Annotated in this window: 20 protein-coding genes; 1 reads left to right on the forward strand and 19 read right to left on the reverse strand. The window is 63.7% G+C overall.

Annotation, left to right across the window (positions count from 1 at the left end):
• Positions 1-521: 521 nt before the first annotated feature.
• The 19 genes from tyrS to V6D40_RS03235 all read right to left on the reverse strand — a co-directional run bounded on the left by tyrS (position 522) and on the right by V6D40_RS03235 (position 24,843).
• Entirely contained in the window at positions 522-1,793 is a 1,272-nt protein-coding gene (gene tyrS, locus V6D40_RS03145; RefSeq protein ID WP_334288914.1) for a tyrosine--tRNA ligase, read from the reverse strand.
• Between the two features lie 19 nt (positions 1,794-1,812).
• Positions 1,813-1,995, reverse strand: a complete 183-nt coding sequence (locus tag V6D40_RS03150; protein ID WP_334288915.1) for a Trm112 family protein — start codon at positions 1,993-1,995, stop codon at positions 1,813-1,815.
• A gap of 4 nt (positions 1,996-1,999) precedes the next feature.
• Positions 2,000-2,623, reverse strand: coding sequence for a hypothetical protein (locus V6D40_RS03155; protein WP_334288916.1), 624 nt, complete (start codon positions 2,621-2,623; stop codon positions 2,000-2,002).
• The gene (locus V6D40_RS03160; protein ID WP_334288917.1) at positions 2,610-4,184 is read right to left on the reverse strand and encodes a VWA domain-containing protein; all 1,575 of its coding nucleotides are present in this window, start codon (positions 4,182-4,184) and stop codon (positions 2,610-2,612) included. The genes V6D40_RS03155 and V6D40_RS03160 overlap by 14 nt, the downstream gene beginning before the upstream one ends.
• On the reverse strand, positions 4,181-5,269 hold the full coding sequence (locus V6D40_RS03165; protein ID WP_334288918.1) for a hypothetical protein: 1,089 nt from the start codon (positions 5,267-5,269) through the stop codon (positions 4,181-4,183). Before V6D40_RS03165 ends, V6D40_RS03160 begins: the two co-directional genes overlap by 4 nt.
• Before the next feature lie 126 nt (positions 5,270-5,395).
• The gene (gene argH / locus V6D40_RS03170; RefSeq protein WP_334288919.1) at positions 5,396-6,832 is read right to left on the reverse strand and encodes an argininosuccinate lyase; all 1,437 of its coding nucleotides are present in this window, start codon (positions 6,830-6,832) and stop codon (positions 5,396-5,398) included.
• 7 nt (positions 6,833-6,839) lie between these two features.
• A complete protein-coding gene (locus V6D40_RS03175; RefSeq protein WP_334288920.1) occupies positions 6,840-8,048 on the reverse strand; it encodes an argininosuccinate synthase in 1,209 nt (402 codons plus the stop codon).
• Positions 8,049-8,092: 44 nt separating this feature from the next.
• On the reverse strand, positions 8,093-8,602 hold the full coding sequence (locus V6D40_RS03180; protein WP_334288921.1) for an arginine repressor: 510 nt from the start codon (positions 8,600-8,602) through the stop codon (positions 8,093-8,095).
• On the reverse strand, positions 8,599-9,552 hold the full coding sequence (argF, locus tag V6D40_RS03185) for an ornithine carbamoyltransferase (protein ID WP_334288922.1): 954 nt from the start codon (positions 9,550-9,552) through the stop codon (positions 8,599-8,601). The genes V6D40_RS03180 and argF overlap by 4 nt, the downstream gene beginning before the upstream one ends.
• Positions 9,552-10,760, reverse strand: coding sequence for an acetylornithine transaminase (locus V6D40_RS03190; RefSeq protein WP_334288923.1), 1,209 nt, complete (start codon positions 10,758-10,760; stop codon positions 9,552-9,554). Before V6D40_RS03190 ends, argF begins: the two co-directional genes overlap by 1 nt.
• Positions 10,757-11,707, reverse strand: a complete 951-nt coding sequence (gene argB, locus V6D40_RS03195) for an acetylglutamate kinase (protein ID WP_334288924.1) — start codon at positions 11,705-11,707, stop codon at positions 10,757-10,759. Before argB ends, V6D40_RS03190 begins: the two co-directional genes overlap by 4 nt.
• A 19-nt stretch (positions 11,708-11,726) precedes the next feature.
• The gene (gene argJ / locus V6D40_RS03200) at positions 11,727-12,887 is read right to left on the reverse strand and encodes a bifunctional glutamate N-acetyltransferase/amino-acid acetyltransferase ArgJ (RefSeq protein ID WP_334289096.1); all 1,161 of its coding nucleotides are present in this window, start codon (positions 12,885-12,887) and stop codon (positions 11,727-11,729) included.
• A 35-nt stretch (positions 12,888-12,922) separates the two neighbouring features.
• Positions 12,923-13,966 carry an N-acetyl-gamma-glutamyl-phosphate reductase gene (argC, locus tag V6D40_RS03205; protein ID WP_334288925.1) on the reverse strand — a complete coding sequence of 348 codons (1,044 nt, stop codon included), beginning with the start codon at positions 13,964-13,966 and terminating at the stop codon, positions 12,923-12,925.
• Between the two features lie 57 nt (positions 13,967-14,023).
• A complete protein-coding gene (gene pheT, locus V6D40_RS03210; protein WP_334288926.1) occupies positions 14,024-16,534 on the reverse strand; it encodes a phenylalanine--tRNA ligase subunit beta in 2,511 nt (836 codons plus the stop codon).
• A gap of 12 nt (positions 16,535-16,546) precedes the next feature.
• Positions 16,547-17,596 (reverse strand): phenylalanine--tRNA ligase subunit alpha, encoded by a 1,050-nt coding sequence (gene pheS, locus V6D40_RS03215; protein WP_334288927.1) that lies wholly within the window; start codon positions 17,594-17,596, stop codon positions 16,547-16,549.
• Positions 17,597-17,877: 281 nt separating this feature from the next.
• Positions 17,878-19,047, reverse strand: a complete 1,170-nt coding sequence (locus V6D40_RS03220) for a GIY-YIG nuclease family protein (protein ID WP_334288928.1) — start codon at positions 19,045-19,047, stop codon at positions 17,878-17,880.
• Positions 19,047-21,035 (reverse strand): DEAD/DEAH box helicase, encoded by a 1,989-nt coding sequence (locus V6D40_RS03225; RefSeq protein WP_442891883.1) that lies wholly within the window; start codon positions 21,033-21,035, stop codon positions 19,047-19,049. Before V6D40_RS03225 ends, V6D40_RS03220 begins: the two co-directional genes overlap by 1 nt.
• A gap of 106 nt (positions 21,036-21,141) precedes the next feature.
• The gene (locus V6D40_RS03230) at positions 21,142-23,856 is read right to left on the reverse strand and encodes a DNA methyltransferase (protein ID WP_334288930.1); all 2,715 of its coding nucleotides are present in this window, start codon (positions 23,854-23,856) and stop codon (positions 21,142-21,144) included.
• Positions 23,857-24,030: 174 nt separating this feature from the next.
• Positions 24,031-24,843, reverse strand: coding sequence for a TrmH family RNA methyltransferase (locus V6D40_RS03235; protein WP_334288931.1), 813 nt, complete (start codon positions 24,841-24,843; stop codon positions 24,031-24,033).
• Positions 24,844-24,886: 43 nt separating this feature from the next.
• Between V6D40_RS03235 and V6D40_RS03240 the strand changes: the two genes are divergently transcribed.
• Complete coding sequence (locus V6D40_RS03240; RefSeq protein ID WP_334288932.1) at positions 24,887-26,011, forward strand: histidine kinase; 1,125 nt, start codon at positions 24,887-24,889, stop codon at positions 26,009-26,011.
• Positions 26,012-26,111: the final 100 nt, after the last annotated feature.

Below are 26,111 nucleotides of genomic sequence, written 5' to 3' on the forward strand. Positions count from 1 at the left end.
GCCAGGATCAAACTCTCCACAAAAACATTTCAGTAAAAGAAACCGAGCCGTGAAAAGCCCAAACCCAACCAAAACAAAACCACCCAACAAAAAACGTTGGACTGGCAATCCTTTGAAAAAACGTTGGTCATGTATCCGACGAGGAAAAACCACAACCAACAAAAAATAGTGAAACCATCACACGTCCCACCGTCCAACAGCACCACCCAAAGAAAAAGCAGCACTGCCACCGGCACACACCACAACAAAAATCATGGCGCACACGCACAACAATCACACCAAACAAAAAAGTATTGGCACACTATCGAGTTCTCAAACAACACACGCACACCTGACAGCTGCGATTTCGCTTCTGTCAAAAGCGGCTTGAAAAACATTACCGAGAGTAACGAATCATGTCAACTCGTTGACTTTCTGCAGTTGTTCCGACTGCCGAAGCAGTGGGCTAAACATTAGCCACACGCTTCGAATGAATGCAAACTGCGCTGCTCAAACGGCATTTCTGAGATATCGGTACCGACTCACACGCGTTTTACGCCCGCGAAGTTCTTCTTGCCGCGGCGCAGAACGAGCCACGTGCCGTGAAGGAAACCCTCGTCGCTAGGCACCCAGTCCTCGGATTCCACGCGCTGGTTGTTCACGTACACACCGCCCTCCCTGATCGAACGGCGGGCAGCGCCCTTCGAGTCGGCGAGGCCAGCACCAACGACCAGGTCGACGATCTGTGGCACGTCGCCTGCAGACACTTCGAACACCTCGGTCTCGGACACGGCGGACGCAAGGGTCTTCTCGTCTAGCTCGGCCAGGTCCGCTTTGCCAAACAGCGCCTCCGCAGCCAGCTCAGCTGCCTTGCGGGCATCTTCTCCGTGAACCAAATCCGTCATCTCCTGCGCAAGACGGCGCTGGGCTTCACGCTTGAAGGGTCGCTCTTCAACTTCCTGCGCTAGGCGGTCGAGCTCCTCCTGATCCAGGAACGTAAACCAGCGGAGGTAGCGGACCACGTCGGCGTCAGCGGTGTTCAAAAAGTACTGGTACCACGTGTACGGGCTGGTCATTTCCGGGTCCAGCCAAAGAGAGCCGCCACCGGTGGATTTGCCAAACTTCTTGCCTTCGGAATCGGTCACGAGCGGCACGGTCAGCGCATGCACGGAAGCGCCGTCCATGCGGCGGTTAAGGTCGACACCTGCCACGAGGTTGCCCCACTGGTCGCCGCCGCCAATTTGCAGCACGCAGTCGTACTCGCGGTGGAGCTGCACGAAGTCGTTCGCCTGCAGGAGCATGTAGGAGAACTCGGTGTACGAGATTCCGTCGGACTCCAACCGGCGCTTGACCGTCTCGCGACCGAGCATTGTCGAAATGGAAAAGTGCTTGCCCAGGTCGCGCAGGAACTCGATCACGCCGAGCTTGCTGGTCCAGTCCGCGTTGTTCACCAGAAGTGCGGCGTTGTCCCCCTCGAAGGAGACGAAGCGGGACAACTGCCCGGAGATTCGGTCGGCCCAGTCCGCAACGGTGTCGGCGGAGTTGAGGGTTCGTTCGCCGACGTCTCGCGGGTCGCCGATCATGCCGGTGGCGCCGCCGGCGAGCACGATCGGGCGGTGGCCAGCCATCTGGAAGCGGCGCAGCATCAGCAGCGGCACCAAGTGGCCAGCGTGCAGCGACGGTCCGGTCGGGTCGAAGCCGCAGTACAAGGTGATGGGCGATTGCGCGGCGCCGCGGAGCGCGTCTAAGTCGGTTGACTGGTTGATCAGGCCGCGCCAAGCGATTTCGTCGACGATGTTCTGGGGGGAAGACATGAAAAAAGAACGCTCCTTCTTACGCGTGGTGGGCGGGGTGGGGCTGCGCTTCGTCGATAAGCAGCACCGGAATGCCCCCATCTATCCGGTACGCGACACCGAGCCGCTCGTTGATCAACAGCTGCTCATCTTCGCTATATCGCAGCGGACCTTTGTCCTGCGGGCAGACCAGAATGTCGAGCAAACGCGGATCGAGACTCATAGGGCTAATCGTACCTGCCCGCGATCTCCTCGCCGCCGTCGAGGCCGGGCAGGGCGCCGAGTTGGTTGCGGAGGAATTTCGCCTGCGAATCCATCGCACGCAAGTTGTCGTCCACAATGCCCTGCTTGATCCGGCCGACGGCGCTGGTGAGGGTGGAAAGCGAATCGGTCACCACTGCCACGGCGCGCGGGTCCTGGCGCTGCGGGGCTGCAAGGTAGGTCTGTGTGACCTCCGGGTAGTACACCTTCACCACGTCCCACATCGTCTGACGGTGCTCGGGCGTGGGTGTGAGATGGTCCCACTCCCCCAGCACGAAGCGGACGTTGCTTTCCAGCTCCTGCGCCTGGCGGACCACGGCGGCCGGTGCGGCGGCCTGCCGCAGCTGGGCTGCGGTCCGGTTCAGCGCGTCGTCGAGAAGTGTGGGCGTCGGCGTCGTGGCGGACGGAAGCGCTCGCTGCTTCGGCGGCGGGGTGAGCACGGCCCCGGCACCGTACGCGGCGATGGCCGCGACCGGCCAGAGCGGCCCGAAATTGAACGCGATGTGGAGGACCACCACTAGGATGGCCACGAGGAGGCCGACTTGGTTCTTTCGCGACAATAGGTAGTTGGTTGCCTTACTGGAATCCACGGATCTCCTTGAATGCCGAAGCCAGATCGCCGTTCATGGCGTCGAACACCGCGCCACCGGTCAGCTCGGCGAGCTGTTCCATTTCGGACGCGTTCGAGTTGCCGTACAGGATGATAAAGACCGGAACACGGCGCAGCTCCGCCGGTAGTTCGCGGTACGCCCTGCTGAACTCGTCAAAGTTTTCGCCCATGTTCGCCTGGCCGTCGCCAAGAAGCACGATGGAGGGGATGCCGTCGGAGGTGTCGGTCGCGGCGAGCGCCGCCAACAGCGCCGGGTAGAGTGCGGTCCCGCCGCCGGCGGCGAGGCTGTCGACGTACCCGTTCAGCTGCGCCGCGGAGTCGGGGGTCGCCCGGTCGAAGACCACGGTGAGCGGTTCGTTGGGGACATCGTCGAAGGACCACAGGGTCACGGTCTCGCGGTCCCGAAGCGAGACGTCGCCGGTGAGGGTGGACGCGGTGCCGTCGATAAGCGAATGCATGATCTGCTTCAGTGAAGCTAGCCGCGTTCCCTCCATCGAACCGGAAACGTCGAGCACAAACGTGGTGGTGCCAGGTTTGCGGTACTGGTTGTTGTAGGCGTAGAGCAGGTCGTCGACGACCCCCTGGTTCGCGGGGAACGGCAGCTCAATGACCTGCTGACCTGCGATTTCCGCAGGCACGCTGGCAACCTGAGCGACGGGGCGGCGGTAAGTGTTCGCGACGTCGTCTTGGTGCTCCAAGAGCCAGTCGGCGAGCGCGCGGACGCGATCCCCTGCCTCCGGCGACGCCGGATTTGCGAGGGTAGATAAGGGGTAATCGGCGGAGATGACGCCGTCGCTCGGCACGATGACCTCGATCGGCTGGCCGTCCGCGCGCAGCTGGTGCAGCGTCGCCTCGTAGTTCACGATGGCGTCCGCGCGCGACGGGTCCGCCACGAACGCGTCGGCCAACCAGCCGGAGGAACCAGAGACCAGCGACTGGGCCTGAAACAACCCCTCCAGCGTGGTGCTTACCCGCTCCAAATCCGCGGGACTAATCGCCTCGCCAGTGTCAGCAACCGCCGTGGCGACAGACACGAGCGCCGAGAATCCCGAGTTAGACGACGACGGGTCGGTCATACCGAAGCGGAACTCGCCCGATTCAGCGGCGGCGGCGAAGTCCGCCCATGTCGGCTGGTTCGCGTCCCAACCGAGGCGCTTCGCAGCTTCATCCCAAACGCCAAAAGCAACGGGGCTAGTGGCGATTTTCGTCTCGTCTGCAAGCTTGCCCGACGCACCGATGAGGTTCACGTACCGGTTCGTTGCAAACCACGTGGCGTCGACTGCACCATCGAAATCGCCGCGGGCGAGCGACTGCGAGTTGTCCAGCGTGCCGCCGGGGAACTGCATCTCAATTGAGAATCCCAGTTCGTTTGCAGCTTGCTGCACCAAGTCTTGGATGTCTTTCAGCTCAGTCGCCGCGACAATGGTCAGATCCGAGGCGCTTCCGGGGCCCCCTGACGAACTCGAGGTGGTTTCAGTCGAGCACGCGGCCACGGCCACCGTTGCCAGCAGCGCAGTGATCAGCGCCCAAAGTTTCTTCACTGCTCTTCCTCCTCCTTCTTCAGCGGCGGGGCGATCGAGCCGTAGCGCGTGCCGACGCCGTCGATTAGCTGTTCCAAGCGGTCGTAGTTCGGCGCGTCGATGGAGTTGACGTAATCGGACGGCGCGGGAAGGCCGCGCTTTTCCATTTCGGTGGCCAGCGACCCCTGGTTTGCGGGCCGGAACCCGTGGCGCGCGGCGAGCTGTTGCAGCTGCGGATCGTTGGTGAGCAAGCGCCCGAGTTCTTTACCTTCCTCCGTCACCCCAACAATGCCGTGGTTCGCCAGCACGGTCGGGCTCAGCTGCAACAACACCATGTCGTCGCGGATTCGCGAGGTGTCGCTCATCAACTCACCGAGGTACTGCGCCTCATACACCATCACCATGGGTGCGGCGCCGATGCCTTGGCTTAAGTACTCCGCAAACGGTCCGGAAGACGAGGACTCGGAGTACCCCTGACCGGTGAAGAATGGCGCGATCTCCCCGACCAAGTACTGCGTGTCTTCTGCACGGTCCGGGTCGCGCTGCTGAAACTCCCAAGCCAGGAGGGACAAGTACATCGCCGCAGAATTAGACGTGCGGATATCCGTGGAACGGATCTGCACCGTGCGCGGCGACGGGAATGCGTCGGAAAAGTCGCGCCAACGAGCACCCGAGCGGGCGAGGTCGACGTAGCGCGCCATATCCATCACATAGGCACCGTTGTCCTCGGTCACCACGCCCTGCTCCTGCAGAATGTCCGCGATCGTCTTCCAGCTGGCCACCGCCATCGGCGAGAAGAACGGGTACTCCACGGAGTAGCCCGACCCCTGCTCGCGGACTTTCTGCGCCGCGGGCGCTGATGACGGGAACACGAAATCTTCAGCGGCAATGTCGGTGCCCGTTGCAATCTGGCGGGAGCCGGCGGTGGTGACGTGCACCTCGTACCCCAACTCCGCCAGCCGGGCCGCTACGTCCGGGTCCTCGAAGTAGGCGCGCTTCTCAGAGCCAATGACGCCGTGCACCTGGGTGAGACCGCCGTCCGCCTTTTCGGAGCCCGGGAAACCGGTCGACCCGTTGCGGCCAAGGACAACGGCGGCGATAACCACCGCAGTAAGTAAAGTCCCAAGCGCGATCGACACTATCCGTCTCCCGCGCTTGGGACTTTGCGTGCTCGTCGCACTGCTCGGAACGCTCATACGCACATCGTAGAGCGCGCCGGACGCCGGTGCTGCCTATTCGGGGCGCACCGGAGTAGCCGCCCACTGCCGGTAGCCGGCGCTTGCAGCTGCGACGCGCTCGCGCTGCTCCTCAACGCGCACCTTGGCGGTGCCGCCGCGGGTGGTGCGCGACGCTACCGCCCCGTCGATGGTGAGCACCTCACGGACCTCAGGGAGCAGTCGCTTATCGACGCCCGCGAGCTCCTCATCACTGAGCTCATCAAGGCCAACCCCCCGAGACTCGGCGATGCGCACGCAGGCGCCTGAAGCCTCGTGCGCCTCGCGGAACGGCACGCCCTGGCGCACCATCCACTCCGCCAAGTCGGTAGCCAGGGTGTAACCAGCGGGCGCGAGCTCGCGCATGCGGTCTTCGTGGAAGACAAGCGTGGACACCAGCCCGGTGAAGGCGGGAAGAACAATGCTCAGCTGGCTGACGGAGTCGACCAGCGGCTCCTTGTCCTCCTGCAGGTCGCGGTTGTACGCCAGCGGCTGCGCCTTCAGCGTGGCTAGCAGGCCGGTTAGGTTGCCGATCAAGCGTCCAGACTTGCCGCGCGCCAGCTCCGCGACGTCGGGGTTCTTCTTCTGCGGCATGATCGACGACCCGGTCGACCACGCGTCGTGCAGCGTAACGTAGCCGAACTCCGGGGTAGACCACGCAATGATCTCTTCCGCGAAGCGTGACAGGTCCACCGCGATCTGAGCGAGCACGTACGCCGCCTCGGCGGCGAAGTCGCGCGACGCCGTGCCGTCGAGCGAGTTGTCGGCAGCTGAATCGAAGCCCAGCTCCTCTGCGATCGCCTCGGGATCGAGTGCGAGCGAGGACCCGGCGAGCGCGCCCGAGCCGTACGGCGACACCGCCAGGCGCTTGTCCAGGTCCTGGATGCGCTCGAGGTCGCGCAGCAGTGGCTGCGCGTGAGCGAGCAGCGAGTGCGCGAGCAGGATCGGCTGAGCTGCCTGGAAGTGCGTTTTGCCCGGCATAATCGCGTCCGGGTGCGCCTTCGCCTGCTCCACAATCGCGTCGATCAGGTCAGCCACCTCCTGCGCGATATCGCGGATTGCGTCGCGCAGCCACATGCGGAACATCGCCGCGACCTGGTCGTTGCGGGAACGGCCGGCGCGCAGGCGGCCGCCCACTTCCGGCCCGACACGGTCGATCAGGCCCCGCTCCATGGCGCCGTGCACGTCCTCATCCGTCGGCAGCGGACCAAACGATCCGTCGGCGACGTCGGCGCCGAGCTGGTCGAGGCCGGTCAGCATGGTGTGCAGGTCGGCGTCGCTAAGCAACCCTGCCCTGTTGAGCACTTTGGCGTGAGCCTTGGAAGCGAGCACGTCGTAGGGCGCTAACACCCAGTCGAAGTGCGTGGACACGCTGAGGGCGAACATCGCCTCGGAGGGGCCGCCGGAGAATCGGCCGCCCCACAGCGCACCCTCGTTGGTCTTGTGCTGCTGCATACCGGGCCTACTTCTGCGCGCCAGCTTCGCGGTCGCGCTTGTTCGCGATCTGGGAGCTCAGGCCGTGCAGGCGCACAAAGCCCTTGGCCAGGGTCTGGTCGAAGGTGTCGCCCGTGTCGTAGGTGGCCAGGTTGAAGTCGTAGAGCGAGTGGTTGGAGCGGCGGCCGTTAACCGTCGCCTTGCCAGCGTGCAGCACCATGCGGATGTCGCCGGTGACGTGCTCCTGGGTCGACTCGATGAACGCGTCGAGGGAGCGCTTCAGCGGGCCGAACCACAGGCCGTCGTAGACCTCCTCGGACCAGCGCGCGTCAATGAGGCGCTTGTAGCGGGCCAACTCGCGCTCGACGGTGACGTCCTCCAGCGCCTTGTGCGCGGTGATCAGGGCGACCGCGCCCGGTGCCTCGTAGACCTCGCGGGACTTGATGCCCACCAGGCGGTCCTCCACCATGTCCAAGCGGCCGATGCCCTGCGCACCGGCGCGGCGGTTCATCTCCTCGATCGCCTGGAGCACGGTGACCTGGCGGCCGTCGATAGCCACCGGCTTACCGCCCTCGAAGGAGATGATGACCTCGTCCGGAGCGTTGCCCAAGGAGGGATCCTCCGTGTACGAGTACAGGTCCTTGGTGGGCGGGTTCCACAGGTCCTCCAGGAAACCGGTCTCAACGGCGCGGCCCCAGACGTTCTGGTCGATAGAGAACGGGCTGGCGGCGGACTGCTCGATCGGCAGGTCCTTGCCTTCCGCGTACTCAATGGCCTTGTCGCGGGTCCAGGCGTAGTCGCGCGCCGGGGCGATGATCTCCAGGTCCGGGTCCTGGTTTAAGAAACCGACCTCGAAACGCACCTGGTCGTTGCCCTTACCGGTGCACCCGTGAGCCACGTGGGTGCCGCCGAACTGGTGGCCGGCCTCGACGAGGTGCTTCACAATCAGCGGGCGCGAGATGGCCGAGACGAGCGGGTACTCGCCCTGGTACATGCCGTTGGCCTTAATGGTGGGCAGGCAGTACTCCTCGGCGAACTCGTCTTTCGCGTCCACGACGATGGACTCGACTGCGCCGCAGTCCAGCGCGCGCTGGCGCACAGACTCCATGTCCTCGCCGCCCTGGCCGAGGTCGAGAGAAACGGCGATCACTTCACCGCCGGTCATCTCCGCCAGGTACGGGATAGCCACGGAGGTGTCAAGGCCGCCGGAGTACGCCAGAACGACGCGGTTGGTCATGGAAATTGCTCCTTGTAGATGAGTAGAAGTTGCGGTTAGTTAGGTTACCCGCGGTCGCTCTCGCGTTTGCGGGGGGAGCTGGCAAAGAGTTGATCTGCCAGATCCTTGCCGGTGAAGGGTTCGCGGGCCAGGACGAAGATGGTGTCGTCACCTGCGATGCAGCCGGCGACTTGGTCGAGGCCCACCCGGTCGATGTAGCTGGCCAGGTACTGCGCTGCCCCAGGCGGGGTGCGCAGCACCGCGGTGGAGTACGAGTGGTCCACCGACACCACCAGCTCTTCAATCATCCGGCCGAGCTTTTCGCGCGGGCCGGTCTGGATGTCGTGCGAGGTCTCGGCCACGGCGCCGACGGTGTAGTAGGCACCGCTGCCGTCCATCGGGCGCACCTTGCGCGCCCCCAGTTCATCCAAGTCGCGTGACAGCGTGGCCTGGGTGATGTCGATGCCCTCGGCCAAAAGTAGGTCAGAGAGCTGCACCTGCGAAGCAACACGGGTGGCGGCGAGGATTTCGAGGATTCGCGCTTGGCGCGCGGTGCGCGACACCGGCTGCGTCATGGCTGGTGCTCCAGAAGCCAAGTCAGCAGCGCCTTCTGGGCGTGGAGGCGGTTCTCCGCCTCGTCGAAGACGCGCGATGCCGGGCCGTCGATGACCTCGGCGGTCACCTCGTTGCCGCGGTACGCGGGCAGGCAGTGAAGGAAGATCGCTCCGTCCGCGGCCGCATCCATCGTCGCCTGCGAAACCTGGTACGGCAGGAACGGCGTGCGGCGGTCCTTGCCGTCGCTTTCCATCCCCATCGACACCCACGTATCCGTGATCACCACATCTGCCCCGTCGACGGCGCCGACGTCGCTGGTGACCTCGATCTTCGCACCAGTCTCCTCGGCGCGGCGGCGGGCGCGGTCGACGAACTCGGTGCGCGGCAGGAAGCCCTCAGGGCCGATGACGGTGATGTCCATGCCTGCGGTGGCGAAGCCGATGAGGTAGCTGTTCGCCATGTTGTTGTCGCCGTCGCCCAAGTACACGGCGCGCTTGCCCGAAAGGCCAGCTGCGCCCTCCTCCGGGCAGAGGTTCTCGATGATCGTTTGCAGATCCGCAAGGATCTGGCACGGGTGGAGGTCGTCCGAGAGCGCGTTGACGATTGGGACAGTGGCCGTTTCCGCCATGTCCAGCAGGTTCTGGTGGGCGTAGGTGCGCCACACGATCGCGGAGACGTACCGGCTCAGTACCGCTGCGGTGTCTTGGTAGGTCTCCCCCTTGCCCATCTGGGAGTTGCCGGTTTCCGTCACAATCGCGTGGCCGCCTAGCTGCGCGATGCCCGTGTCGAAGGAGAAACGCGTGCGCGTCGACGTTTTGTCGAACAGCACGGCGACGGACTGCGGCCCTTCCAGCGGACGGTACTTGTACGGGTCGCGCTTCATCTCCGCCGCGAGCGCAAGCACCTCCGCCTGCTCCGCAGGCGAGAGGTCGTCGTCGGCGAGAAAGTGCCGTGGGGTGTGGTGTGCCATCAGTTCTCGTTCTCCGTGTTTTCCGTCTTCTCTTTCGCTTCCGCAATCACCGCTTCGACACGCGCGGCGGCTTCGCTCAGCTCCTCGTCCGCAATCACCAGCGGCGGGGTGAACCGCAGCACGTTGGGCTTAGGTGCGTTGACAATCACCCCGTGCTCGTACCCGAGTGCTTGGGCTTTTGCTGCCCAGTCGCCGTCAAGGACTGCGCCCAGCATCAGGCCGCGCCCGCGGACCTCCTTCACTCCCTCGATGGCCGCAACGCGCGACGCGAACGCCTCGCCCTTGCGGCGCACCTCGGCCAAGAAGGCCTCGTCCATGGTGTCCAGCACGACCTCGGCCGCGGCGCAGGAAACGGGGTTGCCGCCAAAGGTGGTGCCGTGCATGCCAGGGGTGAACCTCGCCGCGACCTCGCCGGTGGCGATCACCGCGCCGATCGGCATGCCGGCGCCAAGACCCTTCGCCATGGTCACCACGTCTGGGCGCACCCCAGGGGCAAGATCGTGCTCAAACGCGAAGAAGGTGCCGGTGCGGCCGACGCCGGTTTGCACCTCGTCGGTGATAAGGAGGATGCCGTGGGCGTCGGCAAGCTGCCGAAGCTCTTGCAAAAAGCCCTCGGGCGCGGGCACCACACCCGTTTCACCCTGGATCGGCTCGAGGAAGATCGCCGCGACATCCTCGGGGTCGATCTCGACGAGCTTGCGCACGTAGTCGATGTCGCCGTAGGGGTAGAACTCCACGCCGCCGGCGACCGGCTGGAAGGGCTTGCGTTTCGACGGCTGCCCGGTCAGCGCGAGCGAACCCATTGTGCGGCCGTGGAAGCCGTTGGCTGCAGCGAGGATCCGCGAGCGCCCAGTCAAGCGGGCAAGCTTGAACGCTGCTTCGTTGGCCTCGGCACCGGAGTTGCAGAAGAACACGCGGGCGTCGGGGTCGCCGAAGCGCTCGATCAGTTGAGTTGCCACGTTCACCGCCGGCCGGGAGGCGAAGATATTGGACACGTGCGCGAGCTGCGAGACCTGCGCGCTCACCGCCTCCACCACCGCCGGGTGCGCGTAACCGAGGGAGTTGACCGCAATGCCGGCGAGCAGGTCGAGGTACTCGCGGCCGTCCTCGTCCGTGACCGTCGACCCGGTACCGGAGACCAGCGCCACGGTCGGGGTTCCGTAGTTGCCCATCAACGCGGCTTGCCAGCCGCTGACAATCTCGCTCATTCGTTGTCGTCCTTCCGAAAGACTGTGCCTTCTGGGTACTCCGCCGCGTCGTAGACGTCCGGCAGCACCATTGTGCCAATGCCGCCCATGGTGAGAAGCTCCAGCAAAACCGAGTGCGCGATCCGGCCGTCGATGACGTGCGCCGCCTTCGTGCCGCCGCGCACCGCTGTCAGACACGCCTCCATTTTCGGGATCATCCCCGAATCCAGTGACGGCATCATCTTCTCCAGCTCGCCCACGGTGATCTTGGACAACAGCGAATCCCGGTCGGGCCAGTCGGTGTAGAGGCCCTCCACGTTGGTCAGCACCACGAGGCGCTCCGCACCGATCGCCGCGGCGAGCGCGCCGGCAGCCTCGTCGGCGTTGATGTTGTACACGTTGCCGTCGTCCCCCGGCGCAATGCCGGAGACCACCGGGATGCGCCCGGCCTCAATGATGTCCATCACCGCGGACGGGTCGACGTGGGTAATCGTGCCCACCAGCCCGATGTCCCGCAGCTCACCGTCGACCTCCACCAGGCGGCGCTCGGCGGTGAACAGCCCCGCGTCTTCGCCCGAGGTGCCGACCGCGTACGGGCCGTGGGAGTTGATTTTGCCTAGGAGGTCGCGGCCCACCTGGCCGAAGAGCACCATGCGCGCCACGTCTAGGATCTCCGGGGTGGTCACGCGGAAGCCGCCCACGAACTCGCCCCCGTCGAGCCCCAAGCGCTGCATCATCGCGCTGATCTGCGGCCCGCCGCCGTGCACGACGACCGGTTTCGCGCCGACGGTGCGCAAGAAAACCATGTCGGCGGCGAAGGCGTTTTTCAGCTCCTCGTCGATCATCGCGTTGCCGCCGTACTTCACCACGACGATTTTGTCGCGGTAGTGCTGCAGCCAGGGCAGCGCCTCGGCCAGCACATGGGCGCGCGCCTCGTTGCTCAACCGCTCGCTGTGGGGGTAGGTCATCGCAGTCGCTCCTTTTCTCTTACGTGCTGTACGCGGAGTTGATCTCCACGTATGAGTGGCTTAAGTCGGTTGTGCGCACCGTGGCCACGCCCGGCCCGCCAGTACCTAAATCCACTTCGACGTCGATGTCCACACCCGACAGGTCGACCTCGCGCGCACCCGGCGCACCGGTGGACGCCACGCACACGGGCTGACCGTTGAAGCTGACCGAAATGTTGTCGGGGTCCATCTCCGCATCCGCCATGCCGACGGCAGCCAGCGTGCGGCCCCAGTTCGGGTCGGAGCCGAACATGGCGCACTTGAACAGGTTGTCGCGCCCAATCGTGCGCGCGGCGTTGAGCGCCTGCGCGTTGTCGCCCGTCCCGCGCACGGTGATGCTCACGCGCTTCGTCACGCCCTCGGCGTCCGCCTGCATCTTCCCGGCCAGTTCCTGACACACGGTGAGGATCGCATCGTCCACCTCGTCCTGCGCGGGGGCGACACCGCTGGCGCCTGACGCCATCACGATCACGGTGTCGTTCGTCGAGGTCGACCCGTCAATGTCCAGCGTGTCAAAGGTCACGGCGGCCGCCTTGCGCAAGGCTGCGTCGAGGGCTTGGCTGCTTACCGACGCATCCGTCACCACCACAGCCAGCATCGTCGCCAACGACGGCGCGAGCATGCCCACGCCCTTGCCCATCGCGCCGACCGACCAGCCGTCGCGCTGCACAAACGCTTCCTTCGCCACGGTGTCCGTGGTCAGAATCGCCTCCGCGGCCGCGCGCCCGTTGTCGCCGAGCGACCCCGCCACCGCAGCGATACCGGCGCGCACCTTCTCCATCGGCAGCAGCTCGCCGATCAATCCGGTGGAGCACACCGCTACATCGTTCGGCTCAAGGGCAAGATGCTTGGCGACGCCCACCTGCATCTCCCCCGCATCCTCATCCCCCTGCTTACCGTTGCACGCGTTCGCGTTGCCAGAGTTGATCAGCACCGCTTTCAGCTGCCCGTCGCGCACCGCCTCACGGCTCACTTTCACCGGCGAGGCCGTCACGCGGTTGCGGGTGAACACCGCGGCCGCGTTGAACTCCGGCCCCTCGTTGACCACGAGCGCCATGTCCGGCTTGCCGGAGGGCTTGATGCCGGCCGTGGTCGCGGCAGCGACAAAGCCTGCGGGGGTGGACACCGAACCGTCAACCATTGTTTCCTCTCCCATTACGTTTCGCCTTCTCTGGTCTAGGGCGCGACAGCCTGGCGCGGCAACCCTGCGGTCTCGTCCAACCCCAGCGCGATATTCATGCACTGCACGGCCGCACCCGCGGTCCCCTTGACCAGGTTGTCGATCGCCGAGGTCACGAGCAGCACACCCGCGTCCTCGTCCACCTCGACCTGGACGTGGCACATGTTGGAGCCGACCACGTTCTGCGTCTGCGGCTGCACCCCCTCGGGCAGCACCCACACGAACGGTTCGTCGGCGTAAAACTCCTCGTACGCTGCGCGCACGCTCGCGGCGTCGACGCCGCTGTGCAGCGGTGCGGTGATCGTGGTGAGGATGCCGCGGGGTAGCGGCGCAAGCACCGGTGTGAAGCTCACGGTGATCGGTGCGTCGGTGGCCTCAGCGACGTTCTGCTTGATCTCCGGGGTGTGCCGGTGCGCGCCAGCGGTGCTGTAGGCCTTCAGCGAGCCCATGGTCTCTGCACCCAGCATCGCCACCGAGGCCTTCTTCCCCGCCCCGGACACGCCGGTCACAGACACAATCCGCAGGTCCGGCTTGGCGACGCCCGCCTGCACCGCCGGGTACGCCGCTAGCGTGGCACCGGTTGGGAAACACCCAGGCACCGCAACGCGTTTCGCTTTTGCAATGTCCTCGCGGTGGCCCGGCATTTCCGGGATGCCGTACGGCCACGAGCCTGCGTGCTGAGAGCCGTAGTAGCGCTGCCACGCGGCGGGATCCTTCAGGCGGAAGTCCGCCGCGCAATCCAACACCAGCGTGTCATCCGGCAGCTGGTTCGCGATCTCCGCGGAGAACCCGTGCGGCAGGCCGAGGAACACCACGTCGTGGGCCGCAAGCTTTTCCGCGGTCGTGGCCTCGATGACCCGGCCGGCCAGCTGCGGCAGGTGCGACAACACCTGCGCCGCCGGTTCACCCGCGGTCGAATTGCCGGTCAGAGCCCCGATCTCCATCTCGCCGGAGACGTAATCCGGGTGACCGAGCAGCAGCCGGAGGATCTCACCGCCGGCGTACCCTGTGGCGCCGGCAACAGCGACGGTGTAACTCATGCAAACGAACCTAGTACTTTATGCATTGGTTCGCAATTTATACCGAGCCGCTGCGACCTAGATGCCGCGCACCGCCGCTCCGTGCTCGGCCTCGGCGGCCTTGGCGGCGCGCAGGCGCGCCTCCGACGCCTCGTCCTCGGTCAATGTCTTGTCCACGGCGCGGAACACCAGGGCAAACGCCAGGGACTTCTTGTCGGGGCCGAGCTGATCGGACTCGTAGACGTCGAAAAGCGAAACGCTCTCGAGCAGCTCCCCTGCCGAGGCCTCGATGGTGCGCCGCACCGCCTCGGCCGGCACGTGCTTATCCACCACAAGCGCGATGTCCTGGTTGACCGCCGGGAACGCGGAGAGTACCGGCGCGGGCAGCGTCTCCGTAAGCGGCAGCGCGGTCAGATCGATCTCCGTGGCGCAGGTGCGCTCCGGCAGGTCGAGGGCCTCGAGGACCTGCGGGTGCAGCTCACCCGCGTAGCCGACGACGGTGCCGCCCACCTTCAGCGCTGCGCAGCGTCCCGGGTGCCACGGCAGCTGCTGCGCAGCCTCAACCTCGAGCGCAACACCCGCGGCCGCCGCGACCACCTGCGCGGACTGGATCGCGTCGGCCCAGGTGTAGGCGCGGCCCTTCCCCAGCGGGCCGTCGAGCTCGCTGTGGCCGACAGCTACGGTCGCCGCGTGCAGGTGCTGATCCGGCAGCGACTCGATCAGCTCGGTAATCGTCGCCTCATCCGGGCGCTCGGCAACGCTCGGCAGCGGCGAGGAGTCGCCGCGCTTCACAGCGGTTTGCGCCACCGAGAAGATCTGCAGGTCGTGGCGGCCGCGGGCCACGTTGCGGCCCACAGCCTCGAGCATCGACGGGAGCAGGGTCGTGCCCAGCACGCCGTAGTCGGCGTCGAGCGGGTTTTGCACCTTCACCACGTTGCGGCGCGGATCGTCGGCATCCAGGCCCCACGTGTCGAACGTGGTGTTCTTGATAAACGGCGTCGGAATGATCTCGGCGTAGCCGGAGTACGCCAGCGCGTGCGTCACAGCGCGGCGGCGTTTCTGCAGCGGCGACAGCCCGCGCCCGCCCACCGGGGTCGGCAGGATGGACGGGATCGCGTCGAGCCCTTCCAGCCGCACGATCTCCTCAACGAGCTCAACGGGAACGGTGAGGTCTCCGCGCCACGTCGGCGGGGTGACCTTCAGTGTGTCGTCGTCGGCTTCCACCTCGCAGCCGACCTCACGCAGGCGCTGCTCGACCGTCTCCGCGGTGTACTCAACGCCCGTGATTTCCGACGGCCGCGCCGCCCGCATCGCAATCGGCTCTCGCGCCGGCACCTCGCCGACCAGCGTGCGCCCCGCCTCCACGGTGCCGCCCGCGATCTCGGCGAGCAAGGCGCAGGCAATGTCGAGCGAGACCTCAACAATCGCCGGGTCCACGCCGCGCTCGAAGCGGCGCGACGCCTCGGAGGACAGCTTGTGGTGGCGGGCCGTCTTCGCCACGGTGAGTTCGTCCCACGTGGCCGCCTCGAAGTAAACGTTGGTGGTCTCATCCGAAATCTCGGAGGTGGTGCCGCCCATCACACCGGCGAGCGACTGGATGCCGTTGTCGTCGGCAATAACGACGTCGGTAGCGGTCAGCGTGCGCTTGACGTGATCGAGCGTTTCAAAAGTCTCGCCCGCTTCGGCGTTGCGCACGTGCAGACCACCGGCGATCTTGTCCGCGTCGAACGCGTGCATCGGCTGGCCGGTCAGGAGCATGACGTAGTTGGTCACGTCGGTCGCCGCGTTGACCGAGCGGATGCCAGACAGCATTAGCTCTCGCTGCATCCAGAACGGCGCGGGCGCTGCCGGGTCAATGCCGGCAACCTTGCGCACGCCGAAGCGCTTCGCCTTGGTCGACTCGTCGACGTTCACCTCGAGCACGTCACCTGCCGGGGCCGGCACGCCGGAGACGTCAATACCGGCGACGGACGGGTCTTCCGCCACGTCGGTGTAGCGCAGGTTAAACGCGGAGGCGATCTCGCGGGCCAGGCCGCGGGCCGACAGCGCGTACCCGCGGTCCGGCGTGACGTTGACGTCGAAGACCGTATCGTCGCTGCCGAGAATCTCTCGGGCGTCGGTGCCGGGGGTCGCGGTGCCGTCGGCAAGCGTAATAATGCCCTCGCTCTTCGCGGTGAGACCGAGCTCCGCCGCGGACGCCATCATGCCGTTGGAGATGTGGTCGTAGGTCTCGCGCGCGGCGATCTCGAACCCTCCGGGGAGTACCGCACCGGGCAGGGACACAACCACAAGGTCGCCCTCAGCGAAGTTGCGGGCGCCGCAGATAATGCCCTGCGGCTCACCGGTGCCGTTGGCCTGGCCGACATCCACCTGGCAGTAGCGGATCGGCTTCTTGAACCCGGTCAGCTCCTCGATCTCGAGGACGCGGCCGATCACCAGCGGCCCTTGGATCTCCGGCAGCGGCTGGTAGCCCTCCGTTTCAAAGCCGACGCGCACGAAGCCTGCGTCGAGCTCTTCGTCGCTCACAGTCCAGCCCTCGTTGCCCGCGTTTTGCAGCAGGGAGGTAATCCACTTCTTCGAAATCAGCATTATTGTTGCTCCTTACGCCTGCACGCCGAACGGGATAGTGAAACGGACGTCGCCCTCAACCATGTCGCGCATGTCCGTCAGACCGTTGCGGAACTGCAACGTGCGCTCAAGACCCATGCCGAACGCGAAACCGGTGTAGACCTCCGGGTCCACGCCCACGGCGCGCAAGACGTTGGGGTTGACCATGCCGCAACCGCCCCACTCGATCCAGCCCGCGCCGCCCTTCTTGTTGGGGAACCACACGTCCACCTCGGCCGACGGCTCGGTGAACGGGAAGTAGTTGGTGCGCATGCGGGTCTTCGTCTCCGGGCCGAAGAGGGTCTTGGCCAGGTGGTCGAGCGTGCCGCGCAGATGCGCCATGGTCAGTCCCTTGTCCACAGCGAGGCCCTCAACCTGGTGGAACACCGGGGTGTGGGTGGCGTCCAGTTCGTCGGTGCGGAATACCCGGCCCGGGCAGGCGATGTAGATCGGCACGTCGCGCTCGAGCATGGTGCGCACCTGCACCGGCGAAGTGTGGGTGCGCATGACCTGCTTGGAGCCCTCCTCGCCGATGTAGAACGTGTCCTGCAGCGTGCGGGCCGGGTGGTCCGGGATGAAGTTCAGCGCGTCGAAGTTGAAGTACTCGGCCTCCACCTCGGGGCCCTCGGCGACCTCCCACCCCATGCCGATGAAGATGTCGGCGATCTGCTCGCTCAGCGTCGTGATCGGGTGCATGCCGCCGGCCTGGCTGCGTGCGGTGGGCAGAGTGACGTCGACCGTCTCAGCCTTCAGCTGCTGCTCCCGGTACTCAGCCTCGCGCACCTGGCGAAGTTGCGCGTACTGCTTCTCGGCCTTGCCGCGGGCCATGTTGACGAAGCGCCCGGCGTCCTTGCGCTGGTCCTTCGGCAGGGTGCCGAGCGAGCGACGCGCGAGCGAGATCGGGGACTTCTCCCCCAGGTGCTCGCGGTGCGCCTCCTCCAGCGCGGGCAGATCCGGTGCTGCCTCGAAGGCTGCGATCGCCTCATCAGCAGCCCGGTTCAGGGCTTCCTCTGTCAGTTCAATCTGTGGGTTTTCGGAGCTCACTGCTCGCCCGCACCTTTCCTTCACGGCTGGGTTTCAAAGGGTTTCAAAACGCAGACAAGCATACCTGCGGGGGCTACGCCGTCCCGCGACGAGGACACGTTCTCGGCGCCAGCGATGCGGTACTCTGTCGGCTGACGACTCAGGAGCAGCGCGGGAGGTGGCGACATGCAGCTAAACGCCGGAGCAGAGCTTGTAAACGTTCTCGAGGAAACCGGTAGCTTCCCAGAATTTTCGGTGCCCGCCCGCGAACTGGACGATGCGCGGGTGCCGTTTCAGTCCTGCTAGCTCCCCTTTACCAGCTGCTGTCTCGATGGGTCATAGGTGTAGTCGACGATCTCACCCGACATAATTAGCTCGATCGCCCGGTTGATCACGTCTAGCGGAACAAGGAACCATTCGTTGGCGGCAACCGACCCACCGGCCTCGTCCACAATCGCAGCATCCAACCGTACAGCTGCAAAAAGTCGGTGTAGCAGGTGCTCAAGCGCGGACGGGCGGAGACTATACACTCGGTAAATCGCGACCTTCTCTACGGGGGCCATAAGGTATGTAGGGCTCTTCTCTGCACCCCGAATGCGCTTGTCCACCGGCGTGGTGGAGAAGCCAATCTTGTACAAGTCCTTCAGCCCCCGAATATCGGGGTGATCGCTCTTCGACCGAAGGACGTAGATAAACCCAGTATGCAGATCCGCGTCGCCAATCTCGGCGGCAGTGAAACCGGTACGAGTGATGGCAAAACCGCCCTGCTCCCCCATCCGCGCCCCGAACGACTGTCGGTACATGGCTGACTCGGTGCCATTTTCAAAAATGACACGCAAGCGCTCTTTGCGTTCTTCCTTGTGCTTGAGGCTCACCATCTCGGATTCTCGGACTTCGGCGATAAATGCCATCAGTCCTCTGAGGATGAAAAAGGCCCCAGGCACTACCGTCTGTGCACCCTTAAACTCTGTCATTGCGCAAGTTCCATCCGCAAGTTCAGCATGCTTCTGTTTGAACAACGGCTCGAACTTGTCGAAATCTTCACAGCGGCGGCGCAGTTCCCGCTCAGATTCTTTTGGCTTATCCCGCTTCGGCAGCGACGAGGTGTCGAAGATACCTCCAGCATCCCCGAGCAGATCGAGGGCGTCGGAGCTTAACAGATCATCAACCGAGATGGGAGCGTCCTGCACCTCAAGCAACCCATGCTCATCAATGTCGCTTAGAGCTTCGGTCTTAGTCTTGCTTGCACGGATACCCACAAGCCGAGCTCCGAATTTTCGCTCAGAGATGTTCATGGTTTCCGGATCCGGTTCGCGCCCCTGCGCGGACACAAACTCGTTGACTTCCAGGAAAGCACGCCGCAAACGATCCGTTTCGGTGACCGGCAGTGGTTTCTCCGGCATGTCAAGGAGACCATCCTCATCCGCCGCTATAAGGGCATCCAACTTTGCGAGGAACGCTTCTTCAGCCATTACTCATCCCCTTCCTGGTTCTCTGCGCGAGATTTCAACTCAGATTTCCGTTCGTTGACCACTTTCCGCATCACTAGCAGCGCCTCTGCCAACTGCTTCTCTTCCGGGTTGTCAGAACGCCGGTCAGGTTCGCGGCCTTCCATTTTCATCCATGCCTGCACCTTGGGGAACAGCTCCATCGCCTCTTCCGCCGTCATCTCAATCCGGGTGGTCGCAATTGCGTCCTGAATAAGCGACAGCAAACTGGGTGTCACTGACTTGGATAGGATCTCGAAAGCCCGCTGGAACGGGTTAATGGAGTCGATGAGGTTGATACTCAGCTCATCGACGTTGATGAACTGATTCGCCATCTGAATGAACCGTTTGTCCCCAACCTCCTTCACCTCGCCGGTCTTGACAACCGAATCCACGACTACTCGCTGGCGAACTTCCTCAACTTCGTCATCGCTGAGGTCTGGGTACTGCTCTCGGATAATTTTGGGAATGAGGACTTTGTTCGTGGTCTCCGGGTCCACCTTGCCCACCGCCGCTCGTGCGAAGGTGGGGTCTTGCAAAATCGTCGCCTTTAGATCGTTGAGGTCCGTGTCCACAATCTGCTTTACCCGGGGTGTGGACGGCTCTTTAAACCCGTCGATCTTCACCGTGTTTCCCTCGGACTTGTCATCCGGATCATGCTTGGGTTTGAACTCGAAGTTTTGGGCCAGCACCTGTTCCATGAGCAACGACGCGGTGATGGCCTTGAGCATGTTATTCACCGAGATGGTGACCTCGCTCTGCACCGCATCCGGCTCTGCCAGCAAGTTTGTGAACTGCGCGTGCGATTTGCCCTCGCTGTCGCGCGTGACCCGCCCGATGATCTGGATGATCTCCGTCAGGGAGGAACGGTAGCCGATGGTCAGGGCGTGCTCGGCGAACGGCCAGTCGAAGCCTTCCTTTGCCATGCCCAGCGCGATGATGATGTCTACCGCGTCCTGGTCCTTCGAGGCCACATCCACCAGGTAGTTCAGGGTGCGGGCGCGGGCCTTCTGGTCAGTGTCGTCCACTAGGTCAGCGATGCGGAGCGTTTCACCATTGTCGTGGCGCCGCACCACGATGATGCCGGTGTCCTCTTCCTCTTCAATCACCACGCCGATTGAATCGATGATGGCGCCGACCTCCTCGATTTTGTCCTTGGTGGATTCGCCGGAGTTCACGTTCGGGATGTGCAGGATGGTTTTCTTGTCTAAGTCGAGCACTTCGCCCACCGCGTCGGTGTAGCGTCCCTGGTAGAAGTGGTGCCCGATGCCCAGGGACTTCAGATGCTGGTACCCGTTCAACTGGTCGTAGTAGTTGAACGTGACGGGCGTGAACTTCGCTTCGTCTTCCGGCAGAAGCACGGGCACCGTGTCGCCGCGGAAGTAGGAACCAGTCATGGCCACGATGTGGGCGTCGGAGCCGTTCATCACTTCCCGCAGCAGGTAGCCGAGGCGGCTGTTGTCCAGGTCGGCGGAGACATGGTGGAACTCATCGATAGCCAGCACCGTGCCGTTGAATGCATCGGGTGTAAGTTTCTCGAATGCGAAACGTAGCGTAGCGTGCGTGCACACAAGCACCGCATCTGGCCCCTCAAGGAAGCGGATGAACTGCGCTACCTTGCTCGTGCTGCTGCCCGGCGTGCACAGGTTATTTTCGGGTTTAATTTCCCAGTCAGCGTAAAAACCGTGGGAGCGCAGATCGGTCGGAGCAAACGAACCGCCGATGGAACGCTCCGGCACCGCCACAATCACCTTCCTACGACCTTGATAAAAAAGCTTGTCCAGCGCAACGAACATCAACGCGCGGGATTTGCCCGACGCCGGCGGCGCCTTAATCAAGAGGTATTGCGCCGCGCGCTGTTCGTACACGCGACGCTGCATTTCGCGCATCCCCAGTCCGTCTGTGCTCACCGAGGTCCCCGCCTGCGCGTACTCCACGCGAATGACGCTGTCCTTCACGTTCTTTCGGTTCATCGTGGCCATGAGTTCACTCCATTTCGTCGTTCCGCTTTTGACGCTGCCCATTGTCGCAGGCCCCTCGGACACCACTCGGCAGAGTTAGCACACACGTTCCCACTCGCTACTTTCTCGCGGTTTTCCTCGAGCGCTTCGCAGGCTTCGCCGCCTCTTCAGCGGCGATCATTTCCTCGTACAGTGCGAACAGGTCCGCCAGTCGCTCCTCATCCGAGGTATATGGCTTCGTCGAGTACAGCGAATCCACCAATTCATCATTCGCTTCATGGGCCTCCCGCAGGTTTCGCGGCATTGAGTCCCGGTCATACACCTCCGCCAACGTTCGCTCGCAGTGGTACTCTCGCACATCCAAAATCCGCAAGGCCGTCTCGTTCAATCGAGCCTTCTTCTTCTCGACGCCCTCCGGCACCGGAAAGTTGTTATATACAATCGTGTTCGAATACCTGAAGTCCGTTTTCATCTTCCCGCCAACCGCCCGAACCCAGGCCATGTGCATTTGGGAGGTGAGGAGGGCAAAGAGCCACGGCTCCGCGTCGTAGACGGCAAAAGCAGCATTCGAGATAACTGTATTTGGCCCCAGATATCCCATCGGAATATACGCGCGGAGCTCGGAGGAGACGCTGGGCACGATGATGGAATCCGTTGGTTTATAGGCAATCTGCACAAAACGGTGAGGTTGAGAGGCGTATTTTGCCGTGCTCGGAGCTTTACTCTCGGACCGTTCCCTTGCAACCCGGTCCAACCTGCGCGAAATTTCTGGAATGCGTCGCGCATCTTCGATCTGGGAATCCTCAATCCAAAGACAGTAACGATCTTCACCGTTGATGTATTCGCTCGCTCCGGTGTAGCGCTTGATAAATGGTTCCGCTACAGGAGTTTCATCGAGGAGTCTCCGCGCATCCTGCGCTGTGAGATCGAGTGGGCCCCGGGGCATGCTTCCGAAGACCATGGGTGGGAAGACGCGAGCTAACGGGGTGTTTCGACGGCCCATGAAAACCGAGGCTGCATCCGCCAAATAACCATTGATGTTACCGACCTGATTTTTTATCCCATCGGTGTACAGGAACTTCGGTGCATCGCTCTTCGCCCGCAGGCCGATCACCACAACGGTGACGCCAGCATTCCCCTTCGCATTGTTTTCCCATTTGAAGGAGGTATAAGCAAACCCGATTTCAACCCCCATGTCGAAGATAATGGGGAACATCAATCCAACATGCTCACCCTGCACGACGGAGTTGGTAGAGACCAGCGCTAGCTGCGCAACGGTGCCGGCGATGTACTCCGCACCTTTGATGAACCACAACGCGATGTAGTCGAGATTCTTACTGTACGGCCGGTCGCCGAAGACGTACCCGTAATCCGCCTTCTGCTCCGCGGTCTGCTTCTTGGAGCCTGCGTACGGCGGGTTCGAGATCAGGTAGATCTCCTCTTCCCCGTTGTTCGGGCAAACTTGGTTCCAGCCCATGCGGGTGGCGTTGCCGGCGTGGATTTGGCCGGTCTCCTTCAGTGGGATAAGCGGAATGGCCACCTTGAACTGCTGCTCGAATTCGCGGTTCATCTGGTGCTTCGCAATCCACAGCGACAGGATGGCCACCTCGACGGCGAAGTCATCGATCTCGATTCCGTAGAAGTTCTCGATACTGATGCGGGATTTGTCGAAGAGCGGTTGTGCTTTTGCCAGCTCCGCCTGCCGTTGCAGGATCGCGTGCTCAAGGCGGCGCAGCTCTTTGTATGCAATGACTAGGAAGTTGCCGGAACCGCAGGCGGGGTCGAACACCTTGATCGCCGCGATGCGATCAAGCAAGCGCGCCAGCTTGGTGGAGCTGTTGTAGGCCGAGTCAAACTCGTCGCGAAGCTCGTCAAGAAACAGCGGCTCGATCGTCTTCAAAATGTTTGGCACCGACGTGTAGTGCTGACCCAGGTTCGAACGCTGTCCTGGATCCACGATCGCCTGGAACATCGAACCGAATATGTCCGGATTGATGTCTTGCCACTTCAGCGTGCCCAGATCAATGAGCGCCTCACGGGCCTTTGCACTGAAGCGGGGCACTGTCAGATGCGCGTCGGAGCGGAAAAGCCGGCCGTTGACGTAAGGGAACTCCACCAGATAGGCGGGCTTTTTCGCCGGAGCAGGCTCGTCCAGGGCTGCAAACAGTTCGCGCAGGAATGTGTCGGTATCGGAGCCATCGCCAAGCGTCTGCGAAGCCACCGCGTTCGTGAATTGATTATCGCCGAAAATGCCTGTGTCCTCGGCGAAGAAACAGAACAACAGTCGGGTAAAGAACACATTGAGGCCGTGGCGGGAGGTGTCGGCAGCCATCATGTCGGGGTTGGCAGAGGCGAGCTCGTCGAAAAGCTTGCCCATGCGCTCCGCCGCCTTCACATCGGCGTGCGATTCAGACGTGTACTGCGTTTTCTCCATGCCCGCCCATGGGAGGAAGAAAGTGAAGTGTTGGTCGATCTGACGGATGGGGAACGTGCGGTTCTCCGTCGTCTTCGTGTCGAACGCCAGTACATCTTCGTAGTCCGTCACGATAATGAACCGCGGACTGTACTTCACCACCGTCGGCGCGGTGCGAAGCCGCTCCAGCTCTTCCAGGAGACCACCGTCCACCTCGCTGAAATACACGACGTTCTTTTGTGCTATTTCATGGGTCGGGTCATCTGCGACGTTGAGACTTCCATTGCGCAGGCGCGTGACGTTGCCCTTCGACCGTCCAAAGGCGAGAAGAAGATCGAAGATAAACTCCCGGTCATACTCAACCTGGTTTGCTAGGTGTGCGACCCGTTTTTCGATCGCCTTTAGGTTCAGCCGTGCCATGCGGAAGAGTGTAAGCGGGCACCGCTCTATATAGGGATGACGACCCGGAAATCGACCGTCTCGAGTACGTCGACAGAGAGCGGACACGCACGGGTGGAGGTTACTTGCCTGCTAGCTCTGCGAGGCGAACCAGATCGTCCTCACCCAGTTTTGTTTGGCGCGCGCACTCCGCGATTAGCGTTCTCCGAGCGCTTTGGCCGATTCCCAGAGGCAGATACTCGCGGCGGTTGCGAGGTTGAGCGACTCGGCGTTGCCCTGAATTGGAATGGAAACGCGGTAGTCGGCGGTTTCGAGCAGGTCCTCGGGCAGGCCGTGGGCCTCGTTGCCGAAGAGCCACGCCGTGGGCTGGCGCAGGGCATCGCCGGGCTGGGCCAGGTTGAGGTCGCCGTGCATTGTTGTGGCGAACGTCGATAAGCCTGCTGCCCTGAGCTCCCCTATCACGCGGTTGATGTCCCGGTCGCGGGCAACCGGGATGTGGAAGAGCGAGCCTGCGGTGGAGCGAACCACCTTGGGCGACTCCGGGTCGACCGTGTCGCCGGCGAAGATGACCGCGTCGGCCCCCAGCGCGTCCGCAATGCGGATGATCGTGCCCGCGTTGCCTGGGTCGTTCGTCTCCACGCACACGGCGACGGTGCCCGGCTTACCCTTCAGAATGGATCCCACCGACCACAGCACCGGCCTACAGACGGCGAAAATGCCCGTGTGCGACACCGTGTCGGCGAGGTGGTCGGCGGCTTTGTCGGTGATCGGGTGGATGTAGACGTCCATGTAGCGCGCGGTGGTCACCACTTCGGCGAAACGCTCCGCGGCGGTCTCGGTGACGAAAAGGTCCGTCGCCGCACCCGTGGCGGTCGCGGCCTCGACGGAATTCTCCCCCTCCACAAGAAACGCCTTCGCTTTCTTGCGGCCGGCAGCGCGCTTGAGCTTCGCCGCGTTCACCACCCGCGGGGTGCGCTCGGTGTAGGGCTGGGTGAAATCCAAAGTCATGGCACACAGCCTACGTCGGCGCCGCGATACGCTTGCAGCCGTGATGAGATCCTTGCGCGCAGACGCTGCTTCAAGACGCGCCGCGATCGTCGGTACCGCTGTAGTGCTCGCCGCGGTTGCGGCGGTGAGCCTGGCGACTATTGCCGGCGGCGTTGGTGACGGGATCGTCAGCGGCACTGTGATTTTCCCTTTGGCTGCTGCCGCGGTTTTAGGTGCGGCGTACTTCTCCCCTGTCGCGGGGGCCGTCGGTTACGGCGTCTTGCTGCAGTTCGCCGCGGCGCACGCAGCGTACCGCGGCCCGCTCATCGTGGCCGGGTCGATCCTGTTGGTCGCGCTCCTCGGGCTACGTGCGCGGCCGCGAGCGAGCATCCCTTTAGCGCTGCTGACTTGGTACTTACTCCAGACGCACCTGACGGCCGGGGTGGTCGTTCCGGACGACCTGGCCACCGCCGTATTCCTCCTGCTACTGCTCGCGGCTGCGTGGGCCAGCGGCACCGCGCTGCGCAACGCAATGAAGGTTCGCAGCGAGGCGTATGCGCGTTATAAGCAGCAGCTTGACGACGAACGCGAGCGCACCGTCAAGGCCCTGCACGGGTCAGTCGCGGCGTCGTTGACCTCCGTGGTCTTACGCAGCGAGGCGCTAGCCATGGCCGGCAACGCGGAGGACGCAGCTTCAGCGCAGCTGATCGCCGAGGACGCCCGCCGCGCGATGCACGAGGTTCGGGAGCTCATCCGGTTCATGCGCTCCGACGACGCGTTGGCGGTTCTCGCTCCCGCTGAGGTGACCCCGTTTGCCTCCCTCCAGGAGCTCACCGAGGTGCTGCGAAGCCACGGCTTCACCGTGATCGAGTCGGGGCTGGAACCCGCGGTGTTCAAGGGCGCGTCTCTGCCCCACGCCGCGGAGGTCTGCCGCGAGATGCAGACGAACCTGCTGAAGTACGCCGACCCGAGTCGGCCGGTCATTGTCGCGGCCGTGGCGGACGACGGCGCCGTCACCGTAGCGGTGCAGAACATGATCGCTCCGCGGCAGCGCAACGTCCACATGACAACGGGCATCGGGTTGGAGGACATCGAGGCGCTGGTGGCGGCCGACGGCGGCTCGTTCTCGTCTGGCTTCGAGGGTGACACGTGGCGCTACGAGCTGCGAATTCCGAATGCACCAAAGTAGCCTCCCCGGGTGGGTACTTTCGTTCCCCCTTCGCGCGCCTCATTGCGACTGCCGGCTGCAAAGGCGGATAATGAGGGCCAGCTAGTTTCGCGTCACCAGA

It is taken from the genome of Corynebacterium sp. Marseille-Q4381, from assembly GCF_036881695.1.
In the GTDB taxonomy this organism is placed as follows: Bacteria; Actinomycetota; Actinomycetes; order Mycobacteriales; family Mycobacteriaceae; genus Corynebacterium.

What these genes read in the sequence shown, in the direction of transcription:
- V6D40_RS03190 (WP_334288923.1), bottom strand. Translation starts at nt 10,760, where the DNA reads ATGAGCGAGATTGTCAGCGGCTGGCAAGCCGCGTTGATGGGCAACTAC.
- V6D40_RS03240 (WP_334288932.1), top strand. Translation starts at nt 24,887, where the DNA reads ATGAGATCCTTGCGCGCAGACGCTGCTTCAAGACGCGCCGCGATCGTC.
- V6D40_RS03150 (WP_334288915.1), bottom strand. Translation starts at nt 1,995, where the DNA reads ATGAGTCTCGATCCGCGTTTGCTCGACATTCTGGTCTGCCCGCAGGAC.
- argJ (WP_334289096.1), bottom strand. Translation starts at nt 12,887, where the DNA reads ATGGTTGACGGTTCGGTGTCCACCCCCGCAGGCTTTGTCGCTGCCGCG.
- argH (WP_334288919.1), bottom strand. Translation starts at nt 6,832, where the DNA reads ATGCAGCAGCACAAGACCAACGAGGGTGCGCTGTGGGGCGGCCGATTC.
- argB (WP_334288924.1), bottom strand. Translation starts at nt 11,707, where the DNA reads ATGACCTACCCCCACAGCGAGCGGTTGAGCAACGAGGCGCGCGCCCAT.
- V6D40_RS03180 (WP_334288921.1), bottom strand. Translation starts at nt 8,602, where the DNA reads ATGACGCAGCCGGTGTCGCGCACCGCGCGCCAAGCGCGAATCCTCGAA.
- V6D40_RS03220 (WP_334288928.1), bottom strand. Translation starts at nt 19,047, where the DNA reads ATGGCTGAAGAAGCGTTCCTCGCAAAGTTGGATGCCCTTATAGCGGCG.
- argC (WP_334288925.1), bottom strand. Translation starts at nt 13,966, where the DNA reads ATGAGTTACACCGTCGCTGTTGCCGGCGCCACAGGGTACGCCGGCGGT.
- V6D40_RS03175 (WP_334288920.1), bottom strand. Translation starts at nt 8,048, where the DNA reads ATGACCAACCGCGTCGTTCTGGCGTACTCCGGCGGCCTTGACACCTCC.
- V6D40_RS03235 (WP_334288931.1), bottom strand. Translation starts at nt 24,843, where the DNA reads ATGACTTTGGATTTCACCCAGCCCTACACCGAGCGCACCCCGCGGGTG.
- V6D40_RS03225 (WP_442891883.1), bottom strand. Translation starts at nt 21,035, where the DNA reads ATGAACCGAAAGAACGTGAAGGACAGCGTCATTCGCGTGGAGTACGCG.
- V6D40_RS03230 (WP_334288930.1), bottom strand. Translation starts at nt 23,856, where the DNA reads ATGGCACGGCTGAACCTAAAGGCGATCGAAAAACGGGTCGCACACCTA.
- tyrS (WP_334288914.1), bottom strand. Translation starts at nt 1,793, where the DNA reads ATGTCTTCCCCCCAGAACATCGTCGACGAAATCGCTTGGCGCGGCCTG.
- pheT (WP_334288926.1), bottom strand. Translation starts at nt 16,534, where the DNA reads ATGCTGATTTCGAAGAAGTGGATTACCTCCCTGCTGCAAAACGCGGGC.
- argF (WP_334288922.1), bottom strand. Translation starts at nt 9,552, where the DNA reads ATGGCACACCACACCCCACGGCACTTTCTCGCCGACGACGACCTCTCG.